This window comes from Escherichia sp. E2661 (assembly GCF_004745185.1).
Taxonomy (GTDB): Bacteria; Pseudomonadota; Gammaproteobacteria; order Enterobacterales; family Enterobacteriaceae; genus Escherichia.
Map to the genome: position 1 here is coordinate 37,272 of NZ_PDIG01000039.1, position 19,311 is coordinate 56,582.

Annotated in this window: 23 protein-coding genes and 2 pseudogenes; 12 read left to right on the forward strand and 13 right to left on the reverse strand. The window is 49.8% G+C overall.

Translation table 11 applies throughout. The features are described 5' to 3' along the window. Positions 1-312: 312 nt before the first annotated feature. The 5 genes and pseudogenes from malK to ubiA all read left to right on the forward strand — a co-directional run bounded on the left by malK (position 313) and on the right by ubiA (position 5,472). The gene (malK, locus tag CRI63_RS21865) at positions 313-1,428 is read left to right on the forward strand and encodes a maltose/maltodextrin ABC transporter ATP-binding protein MalK (RefSeq protein WP_130205781.1); all 1,116 of its coding nucleotides are present in this window, start codon (positions 313-315) and stop codon (positions 1,426-1,428) included. A 71-nt stretch (positions 1,429-1,499) separates the two neighbouring features. After that, positions 1,500-2,840 (forward strand): maltoporin LamB, encoded by a 1,341-nt coding sequence (lamB, locus tag CRI63_RS21870; RefSeq protein ID WP_135520786.1) that lies wholly within the window; start codon positions 1,500-1,502, stop codon positions 2,838-2,840. A 150-nt stretch (positions 2,841-2,990) separates the two neighbouring features. Then, a complete protein-coding gene (gene malM / locus CRI63_RS21875) occupies positions 2,991-3,911 on the forward strand; it encodes a maltose operon protein MalM (protein ID WP_135405640.1) in 921 nt (306 codons plus the stop codon). A 177-nt stretch (positions 3,912-4,088) separates the two neighbouring features. Then, positions 4,089-4,586 carry a chorismate lyase gene (gene ubiC, locus CRI63_RS21880; protein ID WP_135520788.1) on the forward strand — a complete coding sequence of 166 codons (498 nt, stop codon included), beginning with the start codon at positions 4,089-4,091 and terminating at the stop codon, positions 4,584-4,586. Between the two features lie 12 nt (positions 4,587-4,598). Next, positions 4,599-5,472: pseudogene (gene ubiA, locus CRI63_RS21885) on the forward strand (4-hydroxybenzoate octaprenyltransferase). A gap of 156 nt (positions 5,473-5,628) precedes the next feature. Here the strand turns inward: ubiA and plsB are convergent. Next, positions 5,629-8,052 (reverse strand): annotated as a pseudogene (gene plsB / locus CRI63_RS21890) (glycerol-3-phosphate 1-O-acyltransferase PlsB). A gap of 170 nt (positions 8,053-8,222) precedes the next feature. Here plsB and dgkA point away from each other — a divergent pair. The 4 genes from dgkA to CRI63_RS21910 all read left to right on the forward strand — a co-directional run bounded on the left by dgkA (position 8,223) and on the right by CRI63_RS21910 (position 11,031). Further along, positions 8,223-8,591 carry a diacylglycerol kinase gene (gene dgkA, locus CRI63_RS21895; protein ID WP_000002907.1) on the forward strand — a complete coding sequence of 123 codons (369 nt, stop codon included), beginning with the start codon at positions 8,223-8,225 and terminating at the stop codon, positions 8,589-8,591. 109 nt (positions 8,592-8,700) lie between these two features. Then, a complete protein-coding gene (gene lexA, locus CRI63_RS21900) occupies positions 8,701-9,309 on the forward strand; it encodes a transcriptional repressor LexA (protein ID WP_064525560.1) in 609 nt (202 codons plus the stop codon). Between the two features lie 71 nt (positions 9,310-9,380). Next, on the forward strand, positions 9,381-10,706 hold the full coding sequence (gene dinF, locus CRI63_RS21905) for an MATE family efflux transporter DinF (RefSeq protein WP_135520790.1): 1,326 nt from the start codon (positions 9,381-9,383) through the stop codon (positions 10,704-10,706). Positions 10,707-10,821: 115 nt separating this feature from the next. Next, on the forward strand, positions 10,822-11,031 hold the full coding sequence (locus CRI63_RS21910) for a CsbD family protein (RefSeq protein WP_001030602.1): 210 nt from the start codon (positions 10,822-10,824) through the stop codon (positions 11,029-11,031). A gap of 41 nt (positions 11,032-11,072) precedes the next feature. Here CRI63_RS21910 and zur read toward each other — a convergent pair whose 3' ends face one another. Beyond that, on the reverse strand, positions 11,073-11,588 hold the full coding sequence (gene zur / locus CRI63_RS21915; RefSeq protein ID WP_064525566.1) for a zinc uptake transcriptional repressor Zur: 516 nt from the start codon (positions 11,586-11,588) through the stop codon (positions 11,073-11,075). Positions 11,589-12,112: 524 nt separating this feature from the next. Here zur and CRI63_RS21920 point away from each other — a divergent pair. Next, entirely contained in the window at positions 12,113-12,586 is a 474-nt protein-coding gene (locus tag CRI63_RS21920) for a type II toxin-antitoxin system antitoxin SocA domain-containing protein (protein WP_059242328.1), read from the forward strand. A gap of 22 nt (positions 12,587-12,608) precedes the next feature. Continuing rightward, positions 12,609-13,157, forward strand: a complete 549-nt coding sequence (locus CRI63_RS21925) for a hypothetical protein (RefSeq protein ID WP_053878051.1) — start codon at positions 12,609-12,611, stop codon at positions 13,155-13,157. Positions 13,158-13,190: 33 nt separating this feature from the next. Here CRI63_RS21925 and CRI63_RS21930 read toward each other — a convergent pair whose 3' ends face one another. The 11 genes from CRI63_RS21930 to CRI63_RS21985 all read right to left on the reverse strand — a co-directional run bounded on the left by CRI63_RS21930 (position 13,191) and on the right by CRI63_RS21985 (position 19,020). Next, positions 13,191-13,463 carry a pyocin activator PrtN family protein gene (locus CRI63_RS21930; RefSeq protein ID WP_001093911.1) on the reverse strand — a complete coding sequence of 91 codons (273 nt, stop codon included), beginning with the start codon at positions 13,461-13,463 and terminating at the stop codon, positions 13,191-13,193. A gap of 36 nt (positions 13,464-13,499) precedes the next feature. Continuing rightward, positions 13,500-14,072 carry a 3'-5' exonuclease gene (locus CRI63_RS21935; RefSeq protein WP_135520792.1) on the reverse strand — a complete coding sequence of 191 codons (573 nt, stop codon included), beginning with the start codon at positions 14,070-14,072 and terminating at the stop codon, positions 13,500-13,502. Then, positions 14,072-14,545, reverse strand: a complete 474-nt coding sequence (locus tag CRI63_RS21940) for a DUF551 domain-containing protein (RefSeq protein WP_135520794.1) — start codon at positions 14,543-14,545, stop codon at positions 14,072-14,074. Before CRI63_RS21940 ends, CRI63_RS21935 begins: the two co-directional genes overlap by 1 nt. Position 14,546: 1 nt before the next feature. Continuing rightward, a complete protein-coding gene (locus CRI63_RS21945; RefSeq protein ID WP_135520796.1) occupies positions 14,547-14,735 on the reverse strand; it encodes a hypothetical protein in 189 nt (62 codons plus the stop codon). After that, on the reverse strand, positions 14,732-14,908 hold the full coding sequence (locus tag CRI63_RS24035; RefSeq protein WP_167852329.1) for a hypothetical protein: 177 nt from the start codon (positions 14,906-14,908) through the stop codon (positions 14,732-14,734). Before CRI63_RS24035 ends, CRI63_RS21945 begins: the two co-directional genes overlap by 4 nt. Before the next feature lie 173 nt (positions 14,909-15,081). Then, a complete protein-coding gene (locus CRI63_RS21950) occupies positions 15,082-15,411 on the reverse strand; it encodes a hypothetical protein (RefSeq protein WP_135520798.1) in 330 nt (109 codons plus the stop codon). Then, a complete protein-coding gene (locus CRI63_RS21955) occupies positions 15,408-15,770 on the reverse strand; it encodes a hypothetical protein (RefSeq protein ID WP_135520800.1) in 363 nt (120 codons plus the stop codon). Before CRI63_RS21955 ends, CRI63_RS21950 begins: the two co-directional genes overlap by 4 nt. Then, the gene (yfdR, locus tag CRI63_RS21960) at positions 15,761-16,297 is read right to left on the reverse strand and encodes a 5'-deoxynucleotidase (RefSeq protein ID WP_135520802.1); all 537 of its coding nucleotides are present in this window, start codon (positions 16,295-16,297) and stop codon (positions 15,761-15,763) included. Before yfdR ends, CRI63_RS21955 begins: the two co-directional genes overlap by 10 nt. Positions 16,298-16,424: 127 nt before the next feature. Next, entirely contained in the window at positions 16,425-17,249 is an 825-nt protein-coding gene (locus CRI63_RS21965) for a DUF2303 family protein (protein ID WP_135520804.1), read from the reverse strand. Between the two features lie 65 nt (positions 17,250-17,314). Beyond that, positions 17,315-17,677 carry a hypothetical protein gene (locus CRI63_RS21970; protein WP_024231413.1) on the reverse strand — a complete coding sequence of 121 codons (363 nt, stop codon included), beginning with the start codon at positions 17,675-17,677 and terminating at the stop codon, positions 17,315-17,317. 668 nt (positions 17,678-18,345) lie between these two features. Next, positions 18,346-19,020 carry a LexA family transcriptional repressor gene (locus CRI63_RS21985; RefSeq protein ID WP_000859462.1) on the reverse strand — a complete coding sequence of 225 codons (675 nt, stop codon included), beginning with the start codon at positions 19,018-19,020 and terminating at the stop codon, positions 18,346-18,348. Positions 19,021-19,110: 90 nt separating this feature from the next. Between CRI63_RS21985 and CRI63_RS21990 the strand changes: the two genes are divergently transcribed. Continuing rightward, positions 19,111-19,311, forward strand: coding sequence for a YdaS family helix-turn-helix protein (locus tag CRI63_RS21990; protein WP_000649477.1), 201 nt, complete (start codon positions 19,111-19,113; stop codon positions 19,309-19,311).

Here is a 19,311-nt window from a genome sequence, read left to right on the forward strand (position 1 = left end):
AGTTTCTTTATACGGCAACCTCTTTCCATCCTCCTTGCCCCTACGCCCCACCTTCGTTTTGTGTGATCCATGTCGCAGAAACGGCAGTATTGCGGGAGGGCGCACACAAAATCGCCATGTTTTTTGCAAGCAACATCACGAATTTCCTTACTTTCCTTCGGATTAGTACGCAGACACCACCTTCTCATCCTCCCGCCTCCTCCCCCATAAAAAAGCCTGGGGGTGGAGGATTTAAGCTATCTGTCGATCAAGCATAGTCACCGCATCATGAATGTTGCTGTCGATGACAGGTTGTAACGAAGGGAGAAGGGCATGGCGAGCGTACAGCTGCAAAATGTAACGAAGGCCTGGGGGGATGTGGTGGTATCGAAAGATATCAACCTCGAGATCCACGAAGGTGAGTTCGTGGTGTTTGTCGGGCCATCTGGCTGCGGTAAATCAACGTTACTGCGCATGATTGCCGGTCTTGAGACGATCACCAGCGGCGACCTGTTCATCGGTGAGAAACGAATGAACGATACCCCGCCAGCAGAACGCGGCGTCGGCATGGTGTTCCAGTCCTATGCGCTCTATCCCCATCTGTCAGTGGCAGAAAACATGTCCTTTGGCCTGAAACTGGCGGGCGCGAAGAAAGAGGTGATCAACCAGCGTGTTAACCAGGTGGCGGAAGTACTGCAACTGGCGCACTTGCTTGATCGCAAACCGAAGGCGCTCTCCGGCGGGCAGCGTCAGCGTGTGGCGATTGGCCGTACGCTGGTGGCCGAGCCAAGCGTGTTTTTGCTCGATGAACCGCTCTCCAACCTTGACGCTGCGCTGCGTGTGCAGATGCGTATCGAAATCTCCCGTCTGCATAAACGTCTGGGCCGCACAATGATTTACGTCACTCACGATCAGGTCGAAGCGATGACGCTGGCCGATAAAATCGTGGTGCTGGATGCCGGGCGCGTGGCGCAGGTCGGGAAACCCCTCGAACTGTATCACTATCCGGCAGACCGCTTTGTCGCCGGTTTTATTGGTTCGCCGAAAATGAACTTCTTGCCGGTAAAAGTGACCGCCGTTGCAATCGATCAAGTTCAGGTTGAGCTGCCGATGCCAAACCTCCAGCAAGTCTGGCTTCCGGTTGAAAGCCACAACGTTCAGGTCGGAGCCAACATGTCACTGGGCATTCGCCCGGAACATCTACTGCCAAGTGATATCGCCGACGTCATCCTTGAAGGTGAAGTTCAGGTCGTCGAGCAACTCGGTAACGAAACCCAAATTCATATCCAGATCCCTTCCATTCGTCAAAACCTGGTGTACCGCCAGTCTGACGTGGTGTTGGTAGAAGAAGGTGCCACATTCGCTATCGGCCTGCCGCCAGAGCGTTGCCATCTGTTCCGTGAGGATGGCACTGCATGTCGTCGACTGCATCAGGAGCCGGGCGTTTAAGCACCCTACAAAAGACACAAAACCTGTGACAGGTGATGTGAAAAAAGAAAAGCAATGACTCAGGAGATAGAATGATGATTACTCTGCGCAAACTTCCTCTGGCGGTTGCCGTCGCAGCGGGCGTAATGTCTGCTCAGGCAATGGCTGTGGATTTCCACGGTTACGCTCGTTCCGGTATCGGCTGGACAGGGAGTGGCGGTGAACAACAGTGTTTCCAGACCACTGGTGCTCAAAGTAAATACCGTCTTGGCAACGAATGTGAAACTTATGCTGAATTAAAATTGGGTCAGGAAGTGTGGAAAGAGGGCGATAAGAGCTTCTATTTCGACACTAACGTGGCCTATTCCGTCGCGCAACAGAATGACTGGGAAGCTACCGATCCGGCCTTCCGTGAAGCGAACGTGCAGGGTAAAAACCTGATTGAATGGCTGCCAGGTTCCACCATCTGGGCGGGTAAGCGTTTCTATCAACGTCATGACGTTCATATGATCGACTTCTACTACTGGGATATTTCTGGTCCTGGTGCCGGTCTGGAAAACATCGATGTTGGCTTCGGTAAGCTCTCCCTGGCAGCAACCCGCTCTTCTGAAGCTGGTGGTTCTTCTTCTTTCGCCAGCAACAATATCTATGACTACACCAACGAAACTGCGAACGATGTCTTCGACGTGCGTTTAGCGCAGATGGAAATCAACCCAGGCGGTACGTTAGAACTGGGTGTCGACTACGGTCGCGCTAACCTGCGTGATAACTATCGTCTGGTTGATGGCGCATCGAAAGACGGTTGGTTATTCACTGCTGAACATACTCAGAGCATCCTGAAGGGCTTCAACAAGTTTGTTGTTCAGTACGCAACTGATTCGATGACCTCGCAGGGTAAAGGTCTGTCGCAGGGCTCTGGCGTCGCGTTTGATAACGAACACTTTGCCTACAACATCAACAACAACGGTCACATGCTGCGTATTCTTGATCACGGTGCGATCTCGATGGGCGACAACTGGGACATGATGTACGTGGGTATGTATCAGGACATCAACTGGGATAACGATAACGGCACCAAGTGGTGGACCGTCGGTATTCGCCCGATGTACAAGTGGACGCCAATCATGAGCACCTTGATGGAGATCGGCTACGACAACGTCGAATCCCAGCGCACTGGCGACAAGAACAATCAGTACAAAATTACCCTCGCACAACAATGGCAGGCTGGCGACAGCATCTGGTCACGTCCGGCTATTCGTGTCTTCGCGACCTACGCCAAGTGGGATGAGAAATGGGGCTATGACTACACGGGGACTTCTTCAACCAACCCGTACTACGGTAAAGCCGTTCCGGCGAACTTCGAAGGCGGTAGCTTCGGTCGTGGTGATAGCGACGAGTGGACCTTCGGCGCCCAGATGGAAATCTGGTGGTAATAGCAAAGCGTAGGCCGGATAAGGCGTTCACGCCGCATCCGGCATAAAAACACGTTGTCATTATCTATAAGGGGCGCAAGCCCCTCTGATTATCGGTTTAGCGCGCTATTGCCTGGCTACCGCTGAACTCCAGATTTTGAGGTGAAAACAATGAAAATGAATAAAAGTCTCATCGCCCTCTGTTTATCAGCAGGGTTGCTGGCGAGCGCGCCTGGAATCAGCCTCGCCGACGTCAACTACGTACCGCAAAACACCAGTGACGCACCAGCTATTCCATCTGCCGCGCTACAACAATTAACCTGGACACCAGTCGATCAATCCAAAACTCAGACTACCCAGTTAGCGACTGGCGGCCAACGGTTGAACGTTCCTGGTATCAGTGGTCCGGTTGCGGCATACAGCGTTCCGGCAAACATTGGCGAACTGACCCTTACGCTGACCAGCGAAGTGAACAAACAAACCAGTGTATTTGCGCCGAACGTGCTGATTCTTGATCAGAGCATGACGCCATCTGCCTTCTTCCCCAGCAGTTATTTCACCTACCAGGAACCAGGCGTCATGAGCGCAGATCGTCTGGAAGGAGTGATGCGCCTGACACCAGCGTTGGGGCAGCAAAAACTGTATGTTCTGGTCTTTACCACGGAAAAAGATCTCCAGCAGACGACGCAACTGCTCGACCCGGCAAAAGCCTATGCCAAAGGCGTCGGTAACTCGATCCCTGATATTCCAGACCCGGTAGCTCGTCATACCACTGATGGCCTGCTGAAACTGAAAGTGAAAACGAACTCCAGCTCCAGTGTGCTGGTGGGACCGTTATTTGGTTCTTCCGCCCCAGCTCCGGTTACGGTAGGCAACACGGCGGCACCAGCCGTGGCTGCACCCGCTCCGGCACCGGTGAAGAAAAGTGAACCGATGCTCAACGACACGGAAAGTTATTTTAATACCGCGATCAAAAACGCTGTCGCGAAAGGTGATGTTGATAAGGCGTTAAAACTGCTTGATGAAGCTGAACGTCTGGGATCGACATCTGCCCGTTCCACCTTTATCAGCAGTGTAAAAGGCAAGGGGTAATTACGCCCCACAGTGCTGATTTTGCAACAACTGGTGCGTCTTCTGGCGCACCTTTTTTTCTCCCCCCAGTGATTGTTGCGTGATTGTTGCGTATTAGATCACTTAATATGCTTTACATCTCCCGTTATCGCTTTTCTGCGATACAATGCCTTTACGTTATGTAACGGAGAGTTCGGCATGTCACACCCCGCGTTAACGCAACTGCGTGCGCTGCGCTATTTTGCAGAGATCCCTGCGCTGGAACCGCAACTGCTCGACTGGTTGTTGCTGGAAGATTCCATGACTAAACGTTTTGAACAGCAGGGAAAAACGGTGAGCGTGACGATGATCCGCGAAGGATTTGTCGAACAGAATGAAATCCCCGAAGAATTACCGCTGCTGCCGAAAGAATCCCGTTACTGGTTACGTGAAATTTTGCTATGTGCCGATGGGGAACCCTGGCTTGCCGGGCGTACCGTCCTCCCTGTATCAACATTAAGTGGCCCTGAGCTGGCGTTACAAAAATTGGGTAAAACGCCATTAGGACGTTATCTGTTCACATCATCGACATTAACCCGGGACTTTATTGAGATAGGCCGTGATGCCGGACTTTGGGGGCGCCGTTCCCGCCTGCGATTAAGCGGTAAGCCGCTGTTGCTGACTGAACTGTTTTTACCGGCGTCACCGTTGTACTAAGAGGAAAAAAATATGGAGTGGAGTCTGACGCAGAATAAGCTGCTGGCGTTTCATCGCTTAATGCGTACGGATAAGCCAATAGGCGCGTTACTGCTGCTCTGGCCAACGTTGTGGGCGCTGTGGGTGGCGACCCCAGGTCGTTCCCCAACTCTGGATTCTGGCGGTGTTCGTCGCTGGCGTCTGGCTGATGCGCGCCGCCGGGTGCGTGGTGAATGACTATGCTGACCGTAAATTTGATGGTCATGTGAAGCGCACAGCAAACCGACCGCTTCCCAGTGGTGCGGTTACGGAGAAAGAGGCGCGAACGCTATTTGTGGTGCTGGTGCTGATTTCGTTCTTACTGGTATTGACACTGAACACGATGACCATTCTGTTGTCGATTGCCGGACTGGCGTTGGCGTGGGTGTACCCGTTTATGAAGCGGTATACCCATTTACCGCAAGTGGTGCTGGGTGCGGCGTTTGGTTGGTCGATTCCAATGGCTTTTGCCGCGGTGAGTGAATCGGTGCCGTTAAGCTGCTGGCTGATGTTCCTTGCCAATATTCTGTGGGCGGTGGCTTACGACACGCAATATGCGATGGTCGACCGTGACGATGACGTGAAGATTGGCATTAAGTCCACCGCTATCTTGTTCGGTCAATACGATAAGTTGATTATCGGTATTTTGCAGATTGGCGTGCTGGTGCTGATGGCGATTATCGGCGAGTTAAATGGCTTAGGCTGGGGATATTATTGGTCAATTCTGGTCGCGGGCGCGCTGTTTGTATATCAACAAAAACTGATTGCTAACCGCGAGCGCGAAGCCTGCTTTAAAGCATTTATGAATAATAACTATGTTGGCCTGGTGCTGTTTTTAGGGCTGGCAATGAGTTACTGGCATTTCTGATGATGTAAAAAAGCCGGAGGATCCTCCGGCTTTTTTGTCCGGGAAAAATTGCCTGATGCGCTTCGCTTATCAGGCCTACCCGGTGAATCGCAACTTATTGAATTTGCAGGTTTTGTGGTTCAGTTCATTTTCGCCGCATCCGGCAACTCTCACCGATTACCCTTCACCCTGCGTCGCACTCTCAATCGTCAAACGTACATCTGATGTAATCAACTCTGCCAGCAACTGATAGACCTTCATCGTCTCTGCCGGTTCGGCGTCGCCGCTGTCGCTGATATACCCTTCATCACGCAGCGTCAGTACCAGAGAACTGAATACCGCCTTGTCGAAGAACTCCGGTGCGTTGATGCCGTGAAGCACGGAGAGACGTTGCGCCACGGTGCGGCTCTCTTTCTCCAGCGTCCCGCGGTTGATCGACGGGTTGGCGCTCAGCAGCCAGAAAGTGATGGCATAACGTTGCAGCGTTTCGCGCGCGCCTGCGGCCAGCAGCTGAAGCGTGCGGGAATGTGCCGGATTGATATGCAGCTCGTCATTTTGCAGTGTAATCAGCCCCTGACGTTGCATCTCATTTGCCAGCGCATCAATCACGCCCGGTAATTCGTCGCGATCCCAGCGCAGGAACAGTTCCGCTTTCAGCATTGGGTAAAGCACATTGACGTGCTCCATCAATACGTCGCGGGAGATGTGGCGATGCTGGGTGACAATTGCCGCCATCAGCGAAGGCAGCACCAACATATGCGCAATGTTGTTGCGATAGTAGGTCATCAGCACCGCTTGCTCGCGCGGCAGAATGATGATGTCGCCGATAGTGTCTTTCTCAACTTCAAACTTGTTCATTTGCAGCGCGTGATCGATAAGCTCGCTGGCGCTGGCTGAAGGAACGGTAGAGTCCGTGGAGTAAGGCACGTTGCGCATCAAATCCAGATAGCAGTTGAGTTGCTCGGTTAACTGCTCGCGGGTGAGTGAGCGCTGACGTGACGCCAGAAGCGCAGTACAGCACAGGTTCATGGCGTTTGCCGCGCCTGCGTTGTTAATGCGTACCATCAGATCGGCAGCAATGTTATTGACCGTCGGTGTTAACCAGGCCGGACGCACCGCTTCGATTGGGTCGATAGATTCACGCCAGTCTGGCACGTGCTGGTTAAGGTAGGTCATCAACGGCATTGGTTCACCGAAGTTGACATAGCCCTGACCGAGATTACGCAGCTTGCTTAAACCGCGCAGCATCTGCAGCAGGCTCTCTTTCTCTTTCGTTGCGCCGCGCAGTTCTTTGGCGTAAGTACCCACTTCCATGACGTGCTCATAACCGATGTAGATCGGAATCAGCGTAATCGGACGAGTGCCGCCACGCAGCATCGCCTGAATGGTCATCGACAGCGTACCGGTTTTCGGGTCCAGCAAACGGCCTGTACGCGAACGACCGCCTTCCACAAAGTACTCGACGGAATAACCACGCTGAACAGTTCGCCGAGATACTCACGGAAAACCGTAGAATAGAGCTTATTGCCTTTAAACGTGCGGCGAATAAAGAACGCACCCAGACGGCGGAAAATCGGCCCGGCAGGCCAGAAATTCAGGTTGATCCCGGCGGCGATATGCGGCGGCACCAGCCCCTGGTGATACAGCACGTAAGAAAGCAGCAGGTAGTCCATGTGACTGCGGTGGCAAGGCACATACACCAGCTCATGACCGTCGTGGGCCAACTGGCGAACGCGCTCGGCGTTATGGACGTTGATGCCCTGATAAAGTCGGTTCCAGGTGAAGCCCAGAATACGGTCAGTCAGGCGGATCATCTCGTAAGAGAAGTTCGCAGCAATCTCTTCCATCAGTGCAATAGCATTCTGCTGCGCTTTTTCATTGGGAGATTTTTTTGCTGCGCGCTTCGTCTTCTACCGCTTTGGCAATGGCGCGGGAGGCGAGCAGTTTGTTAAACAGATCCTGACGAGCTGGCAGGCGCGGCCCTACGGCAGCCAGACGCTGGCGGGCAAAGTGCATACGCGCCACGCGTGCCAGTTTTTGGGCGATGGTTTTATCCGTGCCGTGTTCATCCGCCATACGGCGCAGCGAAACTGACGGAGAGAAGCGCACAAAACTGTCGCGACCGAGCCAGAGCACGGCGAAAAATTTCTGTACGCCGTTGAGCATGCGCAGTGGCGGGTTAACTTCACCTTTTTCGCGCCCCGGCGCACGACCAAACATCACCGATACCGGCACCATCTGCACATCCAGATTTGGGTTGCTGCGGTGCAGATCGAGATAGTCGTGGAACAGCTTAATAGACTCTTCTTTCGGTGTGTAATAGGTGAAAACACGCGGCCCGCCATGAATAAACACATAGCGCGGTAGTAACGTGCCGTCTATTTCCAGCGGCTCTAATGGGTCAGGCAGGTCGTGCGCCAGGCACTGGGCGCGCAACGTCAGCAAATCCGCTTTTGAGTTGTACGGTAAAACGTACATAATTGGACGAGAGGTATCCAGTCCCAGTTCCGGGGCAGGATCTGCCGGGATAGACTTGCTTTTTACCAGGATGCTTAATGGTAAATTCAGTAATTTGTAGTAAATTCGTGGCCAGCCGGACATAAACGATGTAAAGCCTCTGGTTAATAATGCAAATGCGCGGGAAGGATAGCAGAAAGTCATGGGAAATTCTGTGGTATCCGCTCATGTTTCGCGCGACGTTACGCTAACCGTAATCTTCGGATTCAACGGTACACTGATATTGACGCTCATAATGTAAAAAGGTTCTTTCGATGGCCAATAATACCACTGGATTCACCCGAATTATCAAAGCTGCTGGCTATTCCTGGAAAGGTTTACGTGCCGCATGGATCAACGAAGCGGCATTCCGTCAGGAAGGTGTCGCGGTATTGTTGGCAGTGGTTATTGCCTGTTGGCTGGATGTGGATGCAATAACCCGAGTATTGCTTATTAGTTCTGTCATGCTGGTGATGATTGTGGAAATCCTCAATAGCGCTATCGAAGCAGTGGTTGACCGAATTGGCTCTGAATACCATGAGCTTTCCGGGCGGGCGAAAGATATGGGCTCTGCCGCGGTGCTGATCGCCATTATCGTCGCCGTGATTACCTGGTGCATTCTGTTATGGTCGCATTTTGGATAACCCTTCCAGAATTCGATAAATCTCTGGTTTATTGTGTAGTTTATGGTTCCAAAATCACCTTTTGCTGTATATACTCACAGCATAACTGTATATACACCCAGGGGGCGGAATGAAAGCGTTAACGGCCAGGCAACAAGAGGTGTTTGATCTCATCCGTGATCACATCAGCCAGACAGGTATGCCGCCGACGCGTGCGGAAATCGCGCAGCGTTTGGGGTTCCGTTCCCCAAATGCGGCAGAAGAGCATCTGAAGGCGCTGGCACGCAAAGGCGTTATTGAAATTGTTTCCGGCGCATCGCGCGGGATTCGTCTGTTGCAGGAAGAGGAAGAAGGGTTACCGTTGGTGGGCCGTGTGGCTGCCGGTGAACCGCTTCTGGCGCAGCAGCATATTGAAGGTCATTATCAGGTCGATCCTTCCCTGTTCAAACCGAATGCCGATTTCCTGCTGCGCGTCAGTGGGATGTCGATGAAAGATATCGGCATTATGGACGGCGACTTGCTGGCAGTGCATAAAACCCAGGATGTGCGTAATGGTCAGGTCGTTGTCGCGCGTATAGATGACGAAGTTACCGTTAAGCGTCTGAAAAAACAGGGTAATAAAGTCGAACTTCTGCCAGAAAATAGCGAGTTTAAACCAATTGTCGTTGACCTTCGTCAGCAGAGCTTCAGCATTGAAGGGCTGGCGGTTGGTGTTATTCGCAACGGCGACTGGCTGTAATCTATCTCTGATACCGCGATGCCGCCTGGCATCGCGGTTTGTTTTAATCTCTCTTCATCAGGCTTGTCTGCATGGCATTCCTCACTTCATCTGATAAAGCACTCTGGCATCTGGCTTTACCCATGATTTTCTCCAATATCACCGTTCCCTTGCTGGGACTGGTTGATACGGCGGTCATTGGTCATCTTGATAGTCCGGTTTATCTGGGCGGCGTGGCGGTTGGCGCAACGGCGACCAGTTTTCTCTTTATGCTGTTGCTGTTTTTGCGTATGAGCACTACCGGGCTTACTGCACAGGCTTATGGTGCCAAAAATCCTCAGGCATTGGCGCGTGCGCTGGTGCAGCCGTTGCTGTTGGCACTGGGAGCCGGAGCGTTGATTGCGTTACTGCGTACGCCGATTATCGAGCTGGCGCTGCATATTGTTGGTGGTAGCGAAGCGGTTCTGGAACAGGCGCGGCGCTTTCTTGCAATCCGCTGGTTAAGCGCACCGGCGTCGCTGGCGAATCTGGTGCTGCTCGGCTGGTTGCTCGGCGTGCAATATGCCCGCGCGCCAGTGATTTTGTTAGTGGTTGGCAATATCCTCAACATTGTGCTGGATGTCTGGCTGGTGATGGGGCTGCATATGAACGTGCAGGGCGCGGCGCTGGCGACGGTTATTGCGGAATATGCAACATTGCTGATTGGTCTGCTAATGGTGCGTAAAATCCTCAAACTACGTGGCATCTCCGGCGAAATGCTGAAAACTGCCTGGCGAGGAAACTTCCGTCGCTTGCTGGCGCTTAACCGCGACATTATGCTGCGCTCACTGCTGCTACAACTCTGTTTTGGCGCAATAACGGTTCTTGGGGCGCGACTGGGGAGCGATATTATCGCCGTCAACGCGGTCCTGATGACGTTACTCACCTTTACTGCCTATGCGCTGGATGGTTTTGCCTACGCGGTTGAAGCCCACTCCGGTCAGGCGTATGGTGCGCGCGACGGTAGCCAGTTACTGGATGTCTGGCGCGCAGCGTGCCGCCAGTCGGGGATCGTGGCATTGTTGTTTTCGGTGATTTATTTGCTGGCGGGAGAACATATCATCGCGTTGCTAACGTCGTTAACGCAGATCCAGAATCTGGCCGATCGCTACCTAATCTGGCAGGTTATTTTACCGCTGGTGGGCGTCTGGTGTTATCTGCTGGACGGTATGTTTATTGGCGCAACGCGCGCTGCCGAAATGCGCAATAGTATGGCAGTCGCAGCAGCAGGGTTTGCTTTGACGCTACTGACGTTGCCGTGGTTGGGTAACCAAGGTTTATGGCTGGCGTTAACCGTCTTTCTGGCGCTGCGCGGGCTTTCACTGGCGGTTATCTGGCGTCGTCACTGGCGTAATGGAACCTGGTTTTCAGCAACATGACGGTTAAAAGTTCTGAATAAATAATCCTAAGCCAAATTCCTGACTACACTTAATCCCACGTTCAGAAGAAAAGTGAGCGTACACTCATTCACCACCTAACGATGAGGATTTGAATATGAATAAAGACGAAGTCGGCGGTAACTGGAAACAGTTCAAAGGTAAAGTGAAAGAGCAATGGGGCAAACTGACCGATGATGATATGACGGTCATTGAAGGTAAGCGTGACCAGTTAGTGGGTAAAATCCAGGAACGTTACGGTTACCAGAAAGATCAGGCAGAAAAAGAGGTTGATAGCTGGGAAAAACGCCATGATTACCGTTGGTAATTGATCCCTCCTGCCCGACGTGTACAAGGATGTACGCCCTCTTAGCGAGGTTTCTTTTTCACCTGAAGAGAGTGGTCATGATGGCACTGTTCAGGATGACGACACGCTTCAACTTCCACACATGCCGCACAGAGTCCATGTGCTTCAATCACATTATGCCGCAGGGCAAAACCCATTTTTGCCGCCAGCGTATGCATGATGTCTTCCACACCTTCCGCACACTCTTCTTTCACCGCGCCGCAGCGATCGCAAATAAACATGGCTGAAGTATGCGTAGGCTGATCGAAAAGATGGCAGAGCACATAGCTGTTGGTGGATTCAACCTTATGCACAAAACCTTGTTCAAGCAGAAAATCGAGTGCGCGATAAACCGTCGGCGGCTTGGCTTGCGGCTCGGCTTCGCGCAGCAAATCAAGTAGATCGTAGGCGCTGATAGCCCCTTCTTGCAGGCTCATAAGGCGCAGCACTTCGAGACGTTGCGGTGTCAGGCGCACATTACGCTGCGCGCAGAGTTTTTCAGCCTGCGCCAATAACTCCTGCGTTGTGGTCTTTTCCATTGTGCACCTCGAAAGTGGGGTTAAGAATGTCCTTACTTTACCATAATTCTCACTTAAACACCGACAACCGGGCATCGAAGCTGCCGCATTGCCTGATCGCATATTCGTTATGCTATAGTAGCGCCCCCAATTCACCAGATGCTTAAAAAATCGCCATGTCAGCAGAATCACAAACCGCTTATCCCGCATACCGTTTCTCTATTGCTCCTATGCTCGATAGGATGTATCGTTTTTGAAAAACAATTGGTTATGTGTTTTGTGGGAGCCTATTGGGAACCTATCAAAAGATTTTTTGTCATAAACAGTGTGAGATGTAAAACACTGTGATGGTAGCTTTGTTGACATCGCAACGTCTGCAGGTATAATTCGCCACCAATTTGTAACCTGTGTATATGTACAGTTGTTTACTGGTTATAAACACAGTGATTTGCTCTTGCAATCTTCCAAAATTTTTTTTGTTCGTGCTAGGTTGAGATAACAGTGATGATACTGTTTGCACATTCAGTGTAATGAGGAGGGTGGTTATGTACAGCCCGGTACAAATAGCCAATAAATTCATAACGTTGGGAAACCAACATCATAATCCTCTGACCCACATGCAACTGCAGAAGCTTACTTATATTGCCCATGGTTACTATTTAGCATTAACAGGTAAGCCTTTGCTCAACGAATGTGTCTCTGCGTGGAAGTACGGTCCGGTTATTCCCGGAATGTACGATGCTTTCAAAGATTATGGGAATAAGCCTGTTACGAATGTAGCAGTAGCTCCTTTTGGTGGCATTGTTACTATGGATCCGCAAGCAGAGAGCATTATAGGGGCTGTTTATAAATTTTACGGCTCGAAAAATGGAATTGAGTTATCAACTCTAACTCATATGCCAGGTACGCCTTGGTCACAAACTTATAATGGTATTGGCTCGTCAATCATCCCAGATGATGCGATCAAGACTTATTATCATGATTTATTGAATAACCGACAGCAATGTCAGGGCCTCTGAAAAAGTAATATTCAGGGATGACATGTCTCGCAATTCAGATATCTATAAACTTATCGGAGCGGCTGCAGGTGTTGAAAATGGTCGCTCTGAAGCATCCTTAAACTATACTGACAGTCAAGAACAGGTTTTTAAATCTGCATTTGAGCCGTCTAATCATGAGAGCGATGATGATTCTTCTTCAGAAAATAAAGCTATTCTGGAGGAAGAAGAGTTTGGTTCTAATACAGGTGCATTGCATGAGTTTATGCAGCAGCACAGAATGGACAGTCTTCAAGCTCAGCTTGATATGCTCAAATCACAAGTACGCGATAAGATAGCTGACGCAACTGGTAAAGAAATAGACAATGAACTTCGGACAAAAATGGCATCATTCACGGTTTGTTTTATGTCGTGGTGGTGCTTATTTGTAGCCGTAATGTTTGTATCGTTTCTTATTGCTCATGAAGGAAAGCCTCCAGTTGAAGCAATCGTTGCATTACTAGGTACAAGTACAATTAGCATTGTTGGTTTGGTTGGTTTCGTTGTTAGTGGATTGTTCAAATCAAGAAAAGATGGCGATAAAGAAAAATAACCCGTATATACACGGGTTATTCATGGTTTTAGTTTAGTTATATTTTTGTTTATCCGTTCTGACCTTTTCCCACTCAGCTCGTCCTTCTTCTCGTCTTTTGTCTATGTATTCCGCAAGATCCTGAATATTGATGCAACGTTTTGCTTTTTGTGATGTGCCGATGCGATATGTTGGAACGGGCAACTTACAAGCGTTTGCTTTTGCTTCTGCCGTGGCTGGGCTCATGCCAAAGTACTTTTGGCTAACTGCTGAGAGTTCAATGTTAGGGGTATTGAATTCAGCCATCAGTAAAAACAAGGTGTTCATAATTTTCTCCATCAAAACCGGCTGCACCCGGGAAAATCATAATTCTGTGCTGGTGGCAGGAATTAATTTCTGCCAGATAGCGGAAACATATTTTGCCTGATGACGAGCATCAGCTAGGGCGTTGTGCCGTTCGCCATCGAAAGGCATGTCCATTTTGGGGTCGAATCCGATGGAACGCCCAAGCGTAACGATCGTGCGTACATCGTGATCATTCCAGTACGCCCATGGGCAGATTTGTCCTGCTCGCTCATAAGCTCCGCGTAAAATTACGTTGTCGAAGTTGGCTCCGTTACCCCAGACTTTTAAATATTTCGTATTGTCCGCGTGCCGATTAATGAAATGGCTCAGTTCAGAGAGTGCATCGCTGATCGATAAAGTATCATCAATACAGATTGCAGCTCGTGCTTCAGGGCTTTGTTTCAACCACCACAGGATGGTATCGCCGTCAGGTGTGGCCCCTTGCTCCATAGCACTTTCCAGGCTAACAACCGTATAGAATTCTTGTCCGATATCTCCTGTTTCTGGGGTGAAGAACACTGCGCCAATGGAAACGATCGGTGCATCCTTATTTTTCCCCATCGTCTCAAGGTCGATCATTAAGTTGTTCATCACTCCACCTCCTGCTTCGGTTCTTGTATCGGCATCCATCTGATTACATCGCAATTACTTAGGTTGATGTCATCTCCAAGCCATCCTTGACCTTCAGACCAGCATTGCACGTAATACCCGCCTTCTGTGTCCACTACGCACCACTGCGCGTCGTTCGGCATTCGCTCACTACAGCTTATCCAACCATCTGGAGCTACCGGTGCTGGAGGATAGCGATACAACGGAATAACTCGGCGCGGGTCCGCGTATTTATCTGGCGGACACGGCAATATGTAGCCGCAACCAATCCGCTCGACGTCTCGTAACTCTTCGTCATCAGTCCATGCTATCGGCTCTGCTTCCAGTGATGCCAGTGCGATACGAAACACATTAGCAAGCAGACTGTTTGACGATTGGTTATCGTGCGCCGGGTCGCTCAGGAAACCAGTGATGAATGATTTAATCTCCGCGCTTTCTCTGGTAATAGTGGTCATATCACTCTCCTTTAGTGCGCCCGTGGTTTTTCCAGCGGTTTTGCGCCGCGCTGGGTTTGTTAAGAGAACACATCACGATATCAGCCGTGTTTGTGAACAATCCCATTCTGCGGTTACTGAGTTTTAACCATTGCTGGACGCCGCGCGCGTTTCTACAGGTCAAAAGAATTTTTGCTTTACGGTTTTTCATCTTACTGCGTACCCTTTCTTCCGCCTGTTCTGTGACGCGCTAGGCTTACGCTTTGCGGCAAAAGCCACCTGACCAAATGGATGGAATACCGCTATCTTATGGTTGCTGATAACCAGCTCCACCACACGCACAGGTCGCTGTAAAAAAAGTCGTTTTGCTTTACGGTTTTTCATCGTTTTGCTCTCCTGCGTTTCTTTGCTGCACGTCGTGCCGCCGCAATACCTGTATGGCGGCGCTTTGGTGCCGGGATGCCGCCATCAGTAGTAAAAAAAATGTGGTTTTATGAGTGACATATCCGCCCAAAGGCGGATCGGATGCGGTAACAGGCCAACAAATGCCACCTGCATTACGTATTCTCCTTGTGCAGTTGCTTATTAACGTAATCCACAATTTCAGATGACAGTTCAAACGGCGATTTCATCGCGTCAATATCCAGGTTTCTGTCAATATGTCGGATTAAATCATTCAGGGTTTCAGCACGGATTCCAGATTCAGAAATGCTGTTTTTGCGGCGCTCCTGAAGTTCAATCAGGGACTGCCGTAAGAGCGTCCACCACTCGCTGTCTACAACCGGCGAACGCATACCCAGCATTTTGTCAGCAGCGGCAATCAGCTCGGTCAGGCTCTTATCGCTTATAGTGGTTTGTTGGTTCGCTTTTGTTTCCAGTACGCTCATTTCTTATTCTCCGGTGCTTTCGGCATTACTGCCCAGTGAGTGATATTGACGTTTTCAAGGTCCCCGACCTGAAATGTCCACTGCCATTCTCCGGTTTCTTTTTGCCCCCAGGTGTACCAGAGAGAACGCCAGCCAATTAGCCAGCCTTCTCCGTTAGCATCGAATAACAAAACACTTTCATTTGCTGGTGGCAGTGCAGTTGACACTGGTATTACTTTGTTTTCCAGTGCCGCACATTTAGCTTCAAGCGCATCGAATTTACGCACCAGGTATTCAGCATCTGTTTCATTCACTTTCAGGTCTCGCGGTACACATCTCCCACGAAGAAACCCTTCCATTTCGAAAACATTCATGCGCATTTGCGTAACTCCGATAACTCGTTAAAACGTTCCATAAACATCCAGTAGGCATGGCCCGGTGCCAGTGGAATCACTTTGAACATCTCTGTTGTCGGGATACCTTCCAGTACAGGCCAGAAAGAGCCATCATCAAGTCCGAGATCGCGGCGTTCGGTTGCCAGCATAATGAGATCGGCATATTTCACTGGCGTGCTCATAACCGGAGGTAACCCGTATTTCTCACGGATTACGGCGTCTATTTTTTCTTCCATCCGTTTATAGTCAGGAAGAAGGCGTTTCAGTGGTGCGGGAATGTCCTGGCAATACGCTTCTGTTGCATCATGCATTAACGCTTCAAAAGCAAATTCCTGCGGCACCAGCTGGCTGCAAAGAACCGCATGTTGGGCGACGCTGTAGAAGTGTGAAAGATGACCGGCAAAGCGACAGATATTTGAAAGGGAAACCGCGATATCGTTAATATCGATGTCGTCTTTATTTATCTTGTCATAATAAAAATGCTTCCCGGAAAAAGTTTTAATAAATGACATTTTGTTCTCCACGTATATGCGCTGCACCGCGCTGAATTCTGGTAAAAGGAAGCCCTCACCATCCGGCGATTATTGAGTCAATTACGTTTCCATAAATGCCCCCGCAGGGGCATTTGCAGTAATGAAATCAGGCGGTGAAAGTACCAATAAAGGTTTCTACTTTGCTGTCTTTGAATTTCTCAACAAGCAGATCACGAAATTCGTTAGCCATTTCTTCCTGCACTGCTTCCAGCTGAATAATGCGCAGAACCAGTACAGGACGATCGCCAGTGATAATGCTGAGGCGTAATTTAAACGGACGTTCTTTCAGGCCTTCAAACGGAACGCATTTAAATTCAAATGCCACTGGCATAATGTCTTTGGTTTTCGCTTCGACAGACTCCATCAGGGAGCGTTTGCCGCTGAAGTCATTATCTTCAAAATCAGCGGTCTTGTTTGCTTCAATCGTGATTTTACGGACTGCCGCAGCCGCTTTTGTTGCCTGAATAGCGTCACCATTAGCATCAAAGCCCACAAGGTAGTCGGCCCAGTCTTCAATCCATTCTGCCAGTGACTTCTGGGAGTTACGCTCGCCGTTAACAGACAACAGGGCAGAGAACGGTGCTGTCTTTTTCAGTTTGAGAGTGGCGGTGTTATCTGCGTGACCTGGTTCATCAATAGTACCCAGGTTAAGCACACTGACTGCTCGCATATTATCGGCATCGATAAAGCAGCGGGTGCCTTCATCTGCAAGATCTTTAGAATAACGGGTAAAGTCATCGATGCTGGCAGTGGAAAGCGCACCACGGAAACGGAAGCGATTTAAATTAAATTTTTCCAGATCATGAATGCGGAAATTCTCAGGCAATGCCACAGCATCGGCACCAATCTTACTGATAATTTCATTAACACCCTGAGCAGAAATAAGGGCATGGATTTGATTAATTGCGGTTGCGTCTAAGTTCTGAGACATAATAAGTCCTCACTATATAAAGATATTCAGTGATGAGATAAATAATCGGTTAATTAAGAACGATATTAATGACCTGCTGCGCGGAGTTTTCCGTCAGGTTCACCGGCAAGAGTCAGTAATTGTCCCTGGTCTTCCTGCAGAATAGTCAGGCGACCACCGCGATTGACATACATCGGCGTTTCGGTGGTGTCTTCTTCGGAAATTTTCCCGCGGTTAGTCGGGCGAACATATGAGAGTTTGTGTTTGATTTTCACACGGTTCTCATCAAACGGTTCGATGTCCAGATTGACCGAGACTTTACCTTTGTTTTTCGTGTTCATCACACCGGAAGCGACTTCACTGAGAACTGCGCCGAGTTTGGTTTCAAATACGCCGCCGTCCAGTTCTACGATAAATTCCTGCACGTTGGTACTGCGTTCGCTAGCCATTTTGCTGCTCCTCATCATATCGACCCTGCAAGGTCGGTTGGTTTCTCCACAAAACAGAGAAGAACACCTGCGGTGACTGCCGCCCGGATGGATTGGGTTATGAGCCCGTCGTCCGGTGATGCTCTTCTCTGTTTTGTAAAAAGGACGGTACCAGCCGGAAGCAAGGGTACAAGCTGGTACCGCCAACGCAGTGGCAGTTGTGGCGGGGTTGTCACTCAGGCGTATGGTCAACCTGACAATCCGGTGTCCTCAACGGGGAAAGAGTAACCCCGCCATACTTACCGCCGCGCCATTTCGCGGATTACCACAACGCTGAGAGCACTTAGCCAGTTACGGCACCACACTTTGTCGCGGCTCCATAAATGCTCTTATCGTTGCACCCTGGTCTCTTCCCAGGCGTCAAACCGAATCGCCACGCTGGTTAGGCGTCTTATCAGCATCATCATTGACTTGCACATTCCGGCTACCTGGTTTGTTTGCCCGAGCAAGGAGTGGATTGTCCCCTTTAACGTCCCCAGACCGCTAACGACGCATGTGCCATACGCCGTGTTACAACCAAATTTTGTTTGAATCTTGCCTGTTGCATGTTTCTTTTGGATACATTATGTATCTCAAAGGTACATTGTCAAGTATAAAAAAACCTGCCGAAGCAGGTTCATAAATATTGATTAGGCCTTTATTTTGTATCTTCTTGGTTTTCCCGAGAAAATCACTGTACCAATTATAGAGCAATTACCGTTGATCTTAATGTAAGGTTCAGGCCAGTTTGGGTTTAATGCTTTGAGGTAACGCTGTGTTCCATCTTCTATCAACCGCTTGAAGGTGGTTTCGCCTGTATCGTGCATCAATGCAATAACGTCGTCACCGTGGCAGGCAGGGACTTCAGGATCAACAAAAATCATGTCTCCCGGGCGGTACTCATCAATCATTGAATCACCAATCACCCGCAAGATATAAGTCATTTCGCCACAGGGTACAGGGCAGGGATAAGTTTCTGCTGTGCTCAAATCAACCTCAGAATAGCCAACTTCTTTCCATGCTCCGGCCTGTACCCATGATATGACAGGGACTAACGTTATTTGTTTGTTAGTGATTGAAACATCAGGTTTTTTTGTGATGTTCGTTGTCTGGTGTTCTTGATCAAGCCATCCGACAGGCAGGTCGAAACATTTTTCGATGTGCCGTGCCATGCTGTCACCGATATTTTTAGTTGCACCATCTCCCATAAACCTGCTGGTCTGGGTTGGCTCGCGATCAATCATGGTGGCAAAGGAAGAATTCCCGCCAACACCATCTCTCAGTTTTCTGGCGTTAGACCGCCGGATGTCATGGACTGTTTTCATAATGAAATTAAAACCCTTGTACCGTTAAGGTACAAGTATCTTGAAGGTTCATTTTAATCATGTAATATGTACATCGGAGGTACATATTGTATGAAAGCGTATTGGGACTCTTTAACCAAAGAACAGCAGGGCGAGTTGGCCGGAAAAGTTGGCTCAACACCAGGCTACTTACGGCTGGTTTTCAATGGTTATAAAAAAGCCAGTTTTGTGCTGGCTAAAAAACTTGAGCAATGCACGTCAGGTGCAATTACGAAATCTGACTTAAGACCGGATATCTATCCGAAAGATTAA

Excerpts from the sequence above, each read along its gene's own strand:
- ubiC (WP_135520788.1), top strand. The coding sequence starts at position 4,089 with ATGTCACACCCCGCGTTAACGCAACTGCGTGCGCTGCGCTATTTTGCA.
- CRI63_RS21910 (WP_001030602.1), top strand. The coding sequence starts at position 10,822 with ATGAATAAAGACGAAGTCGGCGGTAACTGGAAACAGTTCAAAGGTAAA.
- malK (WP_130205781.1), top strand. The coding sequence starts at position 313 with ATGGCGAGCGTACAGCTGCAAAATGTAACGAAGGCCTGGGGGGATGTG.
- lexA (WP_064525560.1), top strand. The coding sequence starts at position 8,701 with ATGAAAGCGTTAACGGCCAGGCAACAAGAGGTGTTTGATCTCATCCGT.
- CRI63_RS21945 (WP_135520796.1), bottom strand. The coding sequence starts at position 14,735 with ATGAAAAACCGTAAAGCAAAAATTCTTTTGACCTGTAGAAACGCGCGC.
- CRI63_RS21925 (WP_053878051.1), top strand. The coding sequence starts at position 12,609 with ATGTCTCGCAATTCAGATATCTATAAACTTATCGGAGCGGCTGCAGGT.
- CRI63_RS21955 (WP_135520800.1), bottom strand. The coding sequence starts at position 15,770 with ATGCGCATGAATGTTTTCGAAATGGAAGGGTTTCTTCGTGGGAGATGT.
- CRI63_RS21990 (WP_000649477.1), top strand. The coding sequence starts at position 19,111 with ATGAAAGCGTATTGGGACTCTTTAACCAAAGAACAGCAGGGCGAGTTG.
- CRI63_RS21930 (WP_001093911.1), bottom strand. The coding sequence starts at position 13,463 with ATGAACACCTTGTTTTTACTGATGGCTGAATTCAATACCCCTAACATT.
- zur (WP_064525566.1), bottom strand. The coding sequence starts at position 11,588 with ATGGAAAAGACCACAACGCAGGAGTTATTGGCGCAGGCTGAAAAACTC.
- CRI63_RS21950 (WP_135520798.1), bottom strand. The coding sequence starts at position 15,411 with ATGAGCGTACTGGAAACAAAAGCGAACCAACAAACCACTATAAGCGAT.
- CRI63_RS24035 (WP_167852329.1), bottom strand. The coding sequence starts at position 14,908 with ATGAAAAACCGTAAAGCAAAACGACTTTTTTTACAGCGACCTGTGCGT.
- malM (WP_135405640.1), top strand. The coding sequence starts at position 2,991 with ATGAAAATGAATAAAAGTCTCATCGCCCTCTGTTTATCAGCAGGGTTG.
- CRI63_RS21935 (WP_135520792.1), bottom strand. The coding sequence starts at position 14,072 with ATGAACAACTTAATGATCGACCTTGAGACGATGGGGAAAAATAAGGAT.
- yfdR (WP_135520802.1), bottom strand. The coding sequence starts at position 16,297 with ATGTCATTTATTAAAACTTTTTCCGGGAAGCATTTTTATTATGACAAG.
- dgkA (WP_000002907.1), top strand. The coding sequence starts at position 8,223 with ATGGCCAATAATACCACTGGATTCACCCGAATTATCAAAGCTGCTGGC.
- CRI63_RS21970 (WP_024231413.1), bottom strand. The coding sequence starts at position 17,677 with ATGGCTAGCGAACGCAGTACCAACGTGCAGGAATTTATCGTAGAACTG.
- CRI63_RS21920 (WP_059242328.1), top strand. The coding sequence starts at position 12,113 with ATGTACAGCCCGGTACAAATAGCCAATAAATTCATAACGTTGGGAAAC.
- lamB (WP_135520786.1), top strand. The coding sequence starts at position 1,500 with ATGATGATTACTCTGCGCAAACTTCCTCTGGCGGTTGCCGTCGCAGCG.
- dinF (WP_135520790.1), top strand. The coding sequence starts at position 9,381 with ATGGCATTCCTCACTTCATCTGATAAAGCACTCTGGCATCTGGCTTTA.
- CRI63_RS21985 (WP_000859462.1), bottom strand. The coding sequence starts at position 19,020 with ATGAAAACAGTCCATGACATCCGGCGGTCTAACGCCAGAAAACTGAGA.
- CRI63_RS21940 (WP_135520794.1), bottom strand. The coding sequence starts at position 14,545 with ATGACCACTATTACCAGAGAAAGCGCGGAGATTAAATCATTCATCACT.
- CRI63_RS21965 (WP_135520804.1), bottom strand. The coding sequence starts at position 17,249 with ATGTCTCAGAACTTAGACGCAACCGCAATTAATCAAATCCATGCCCTT.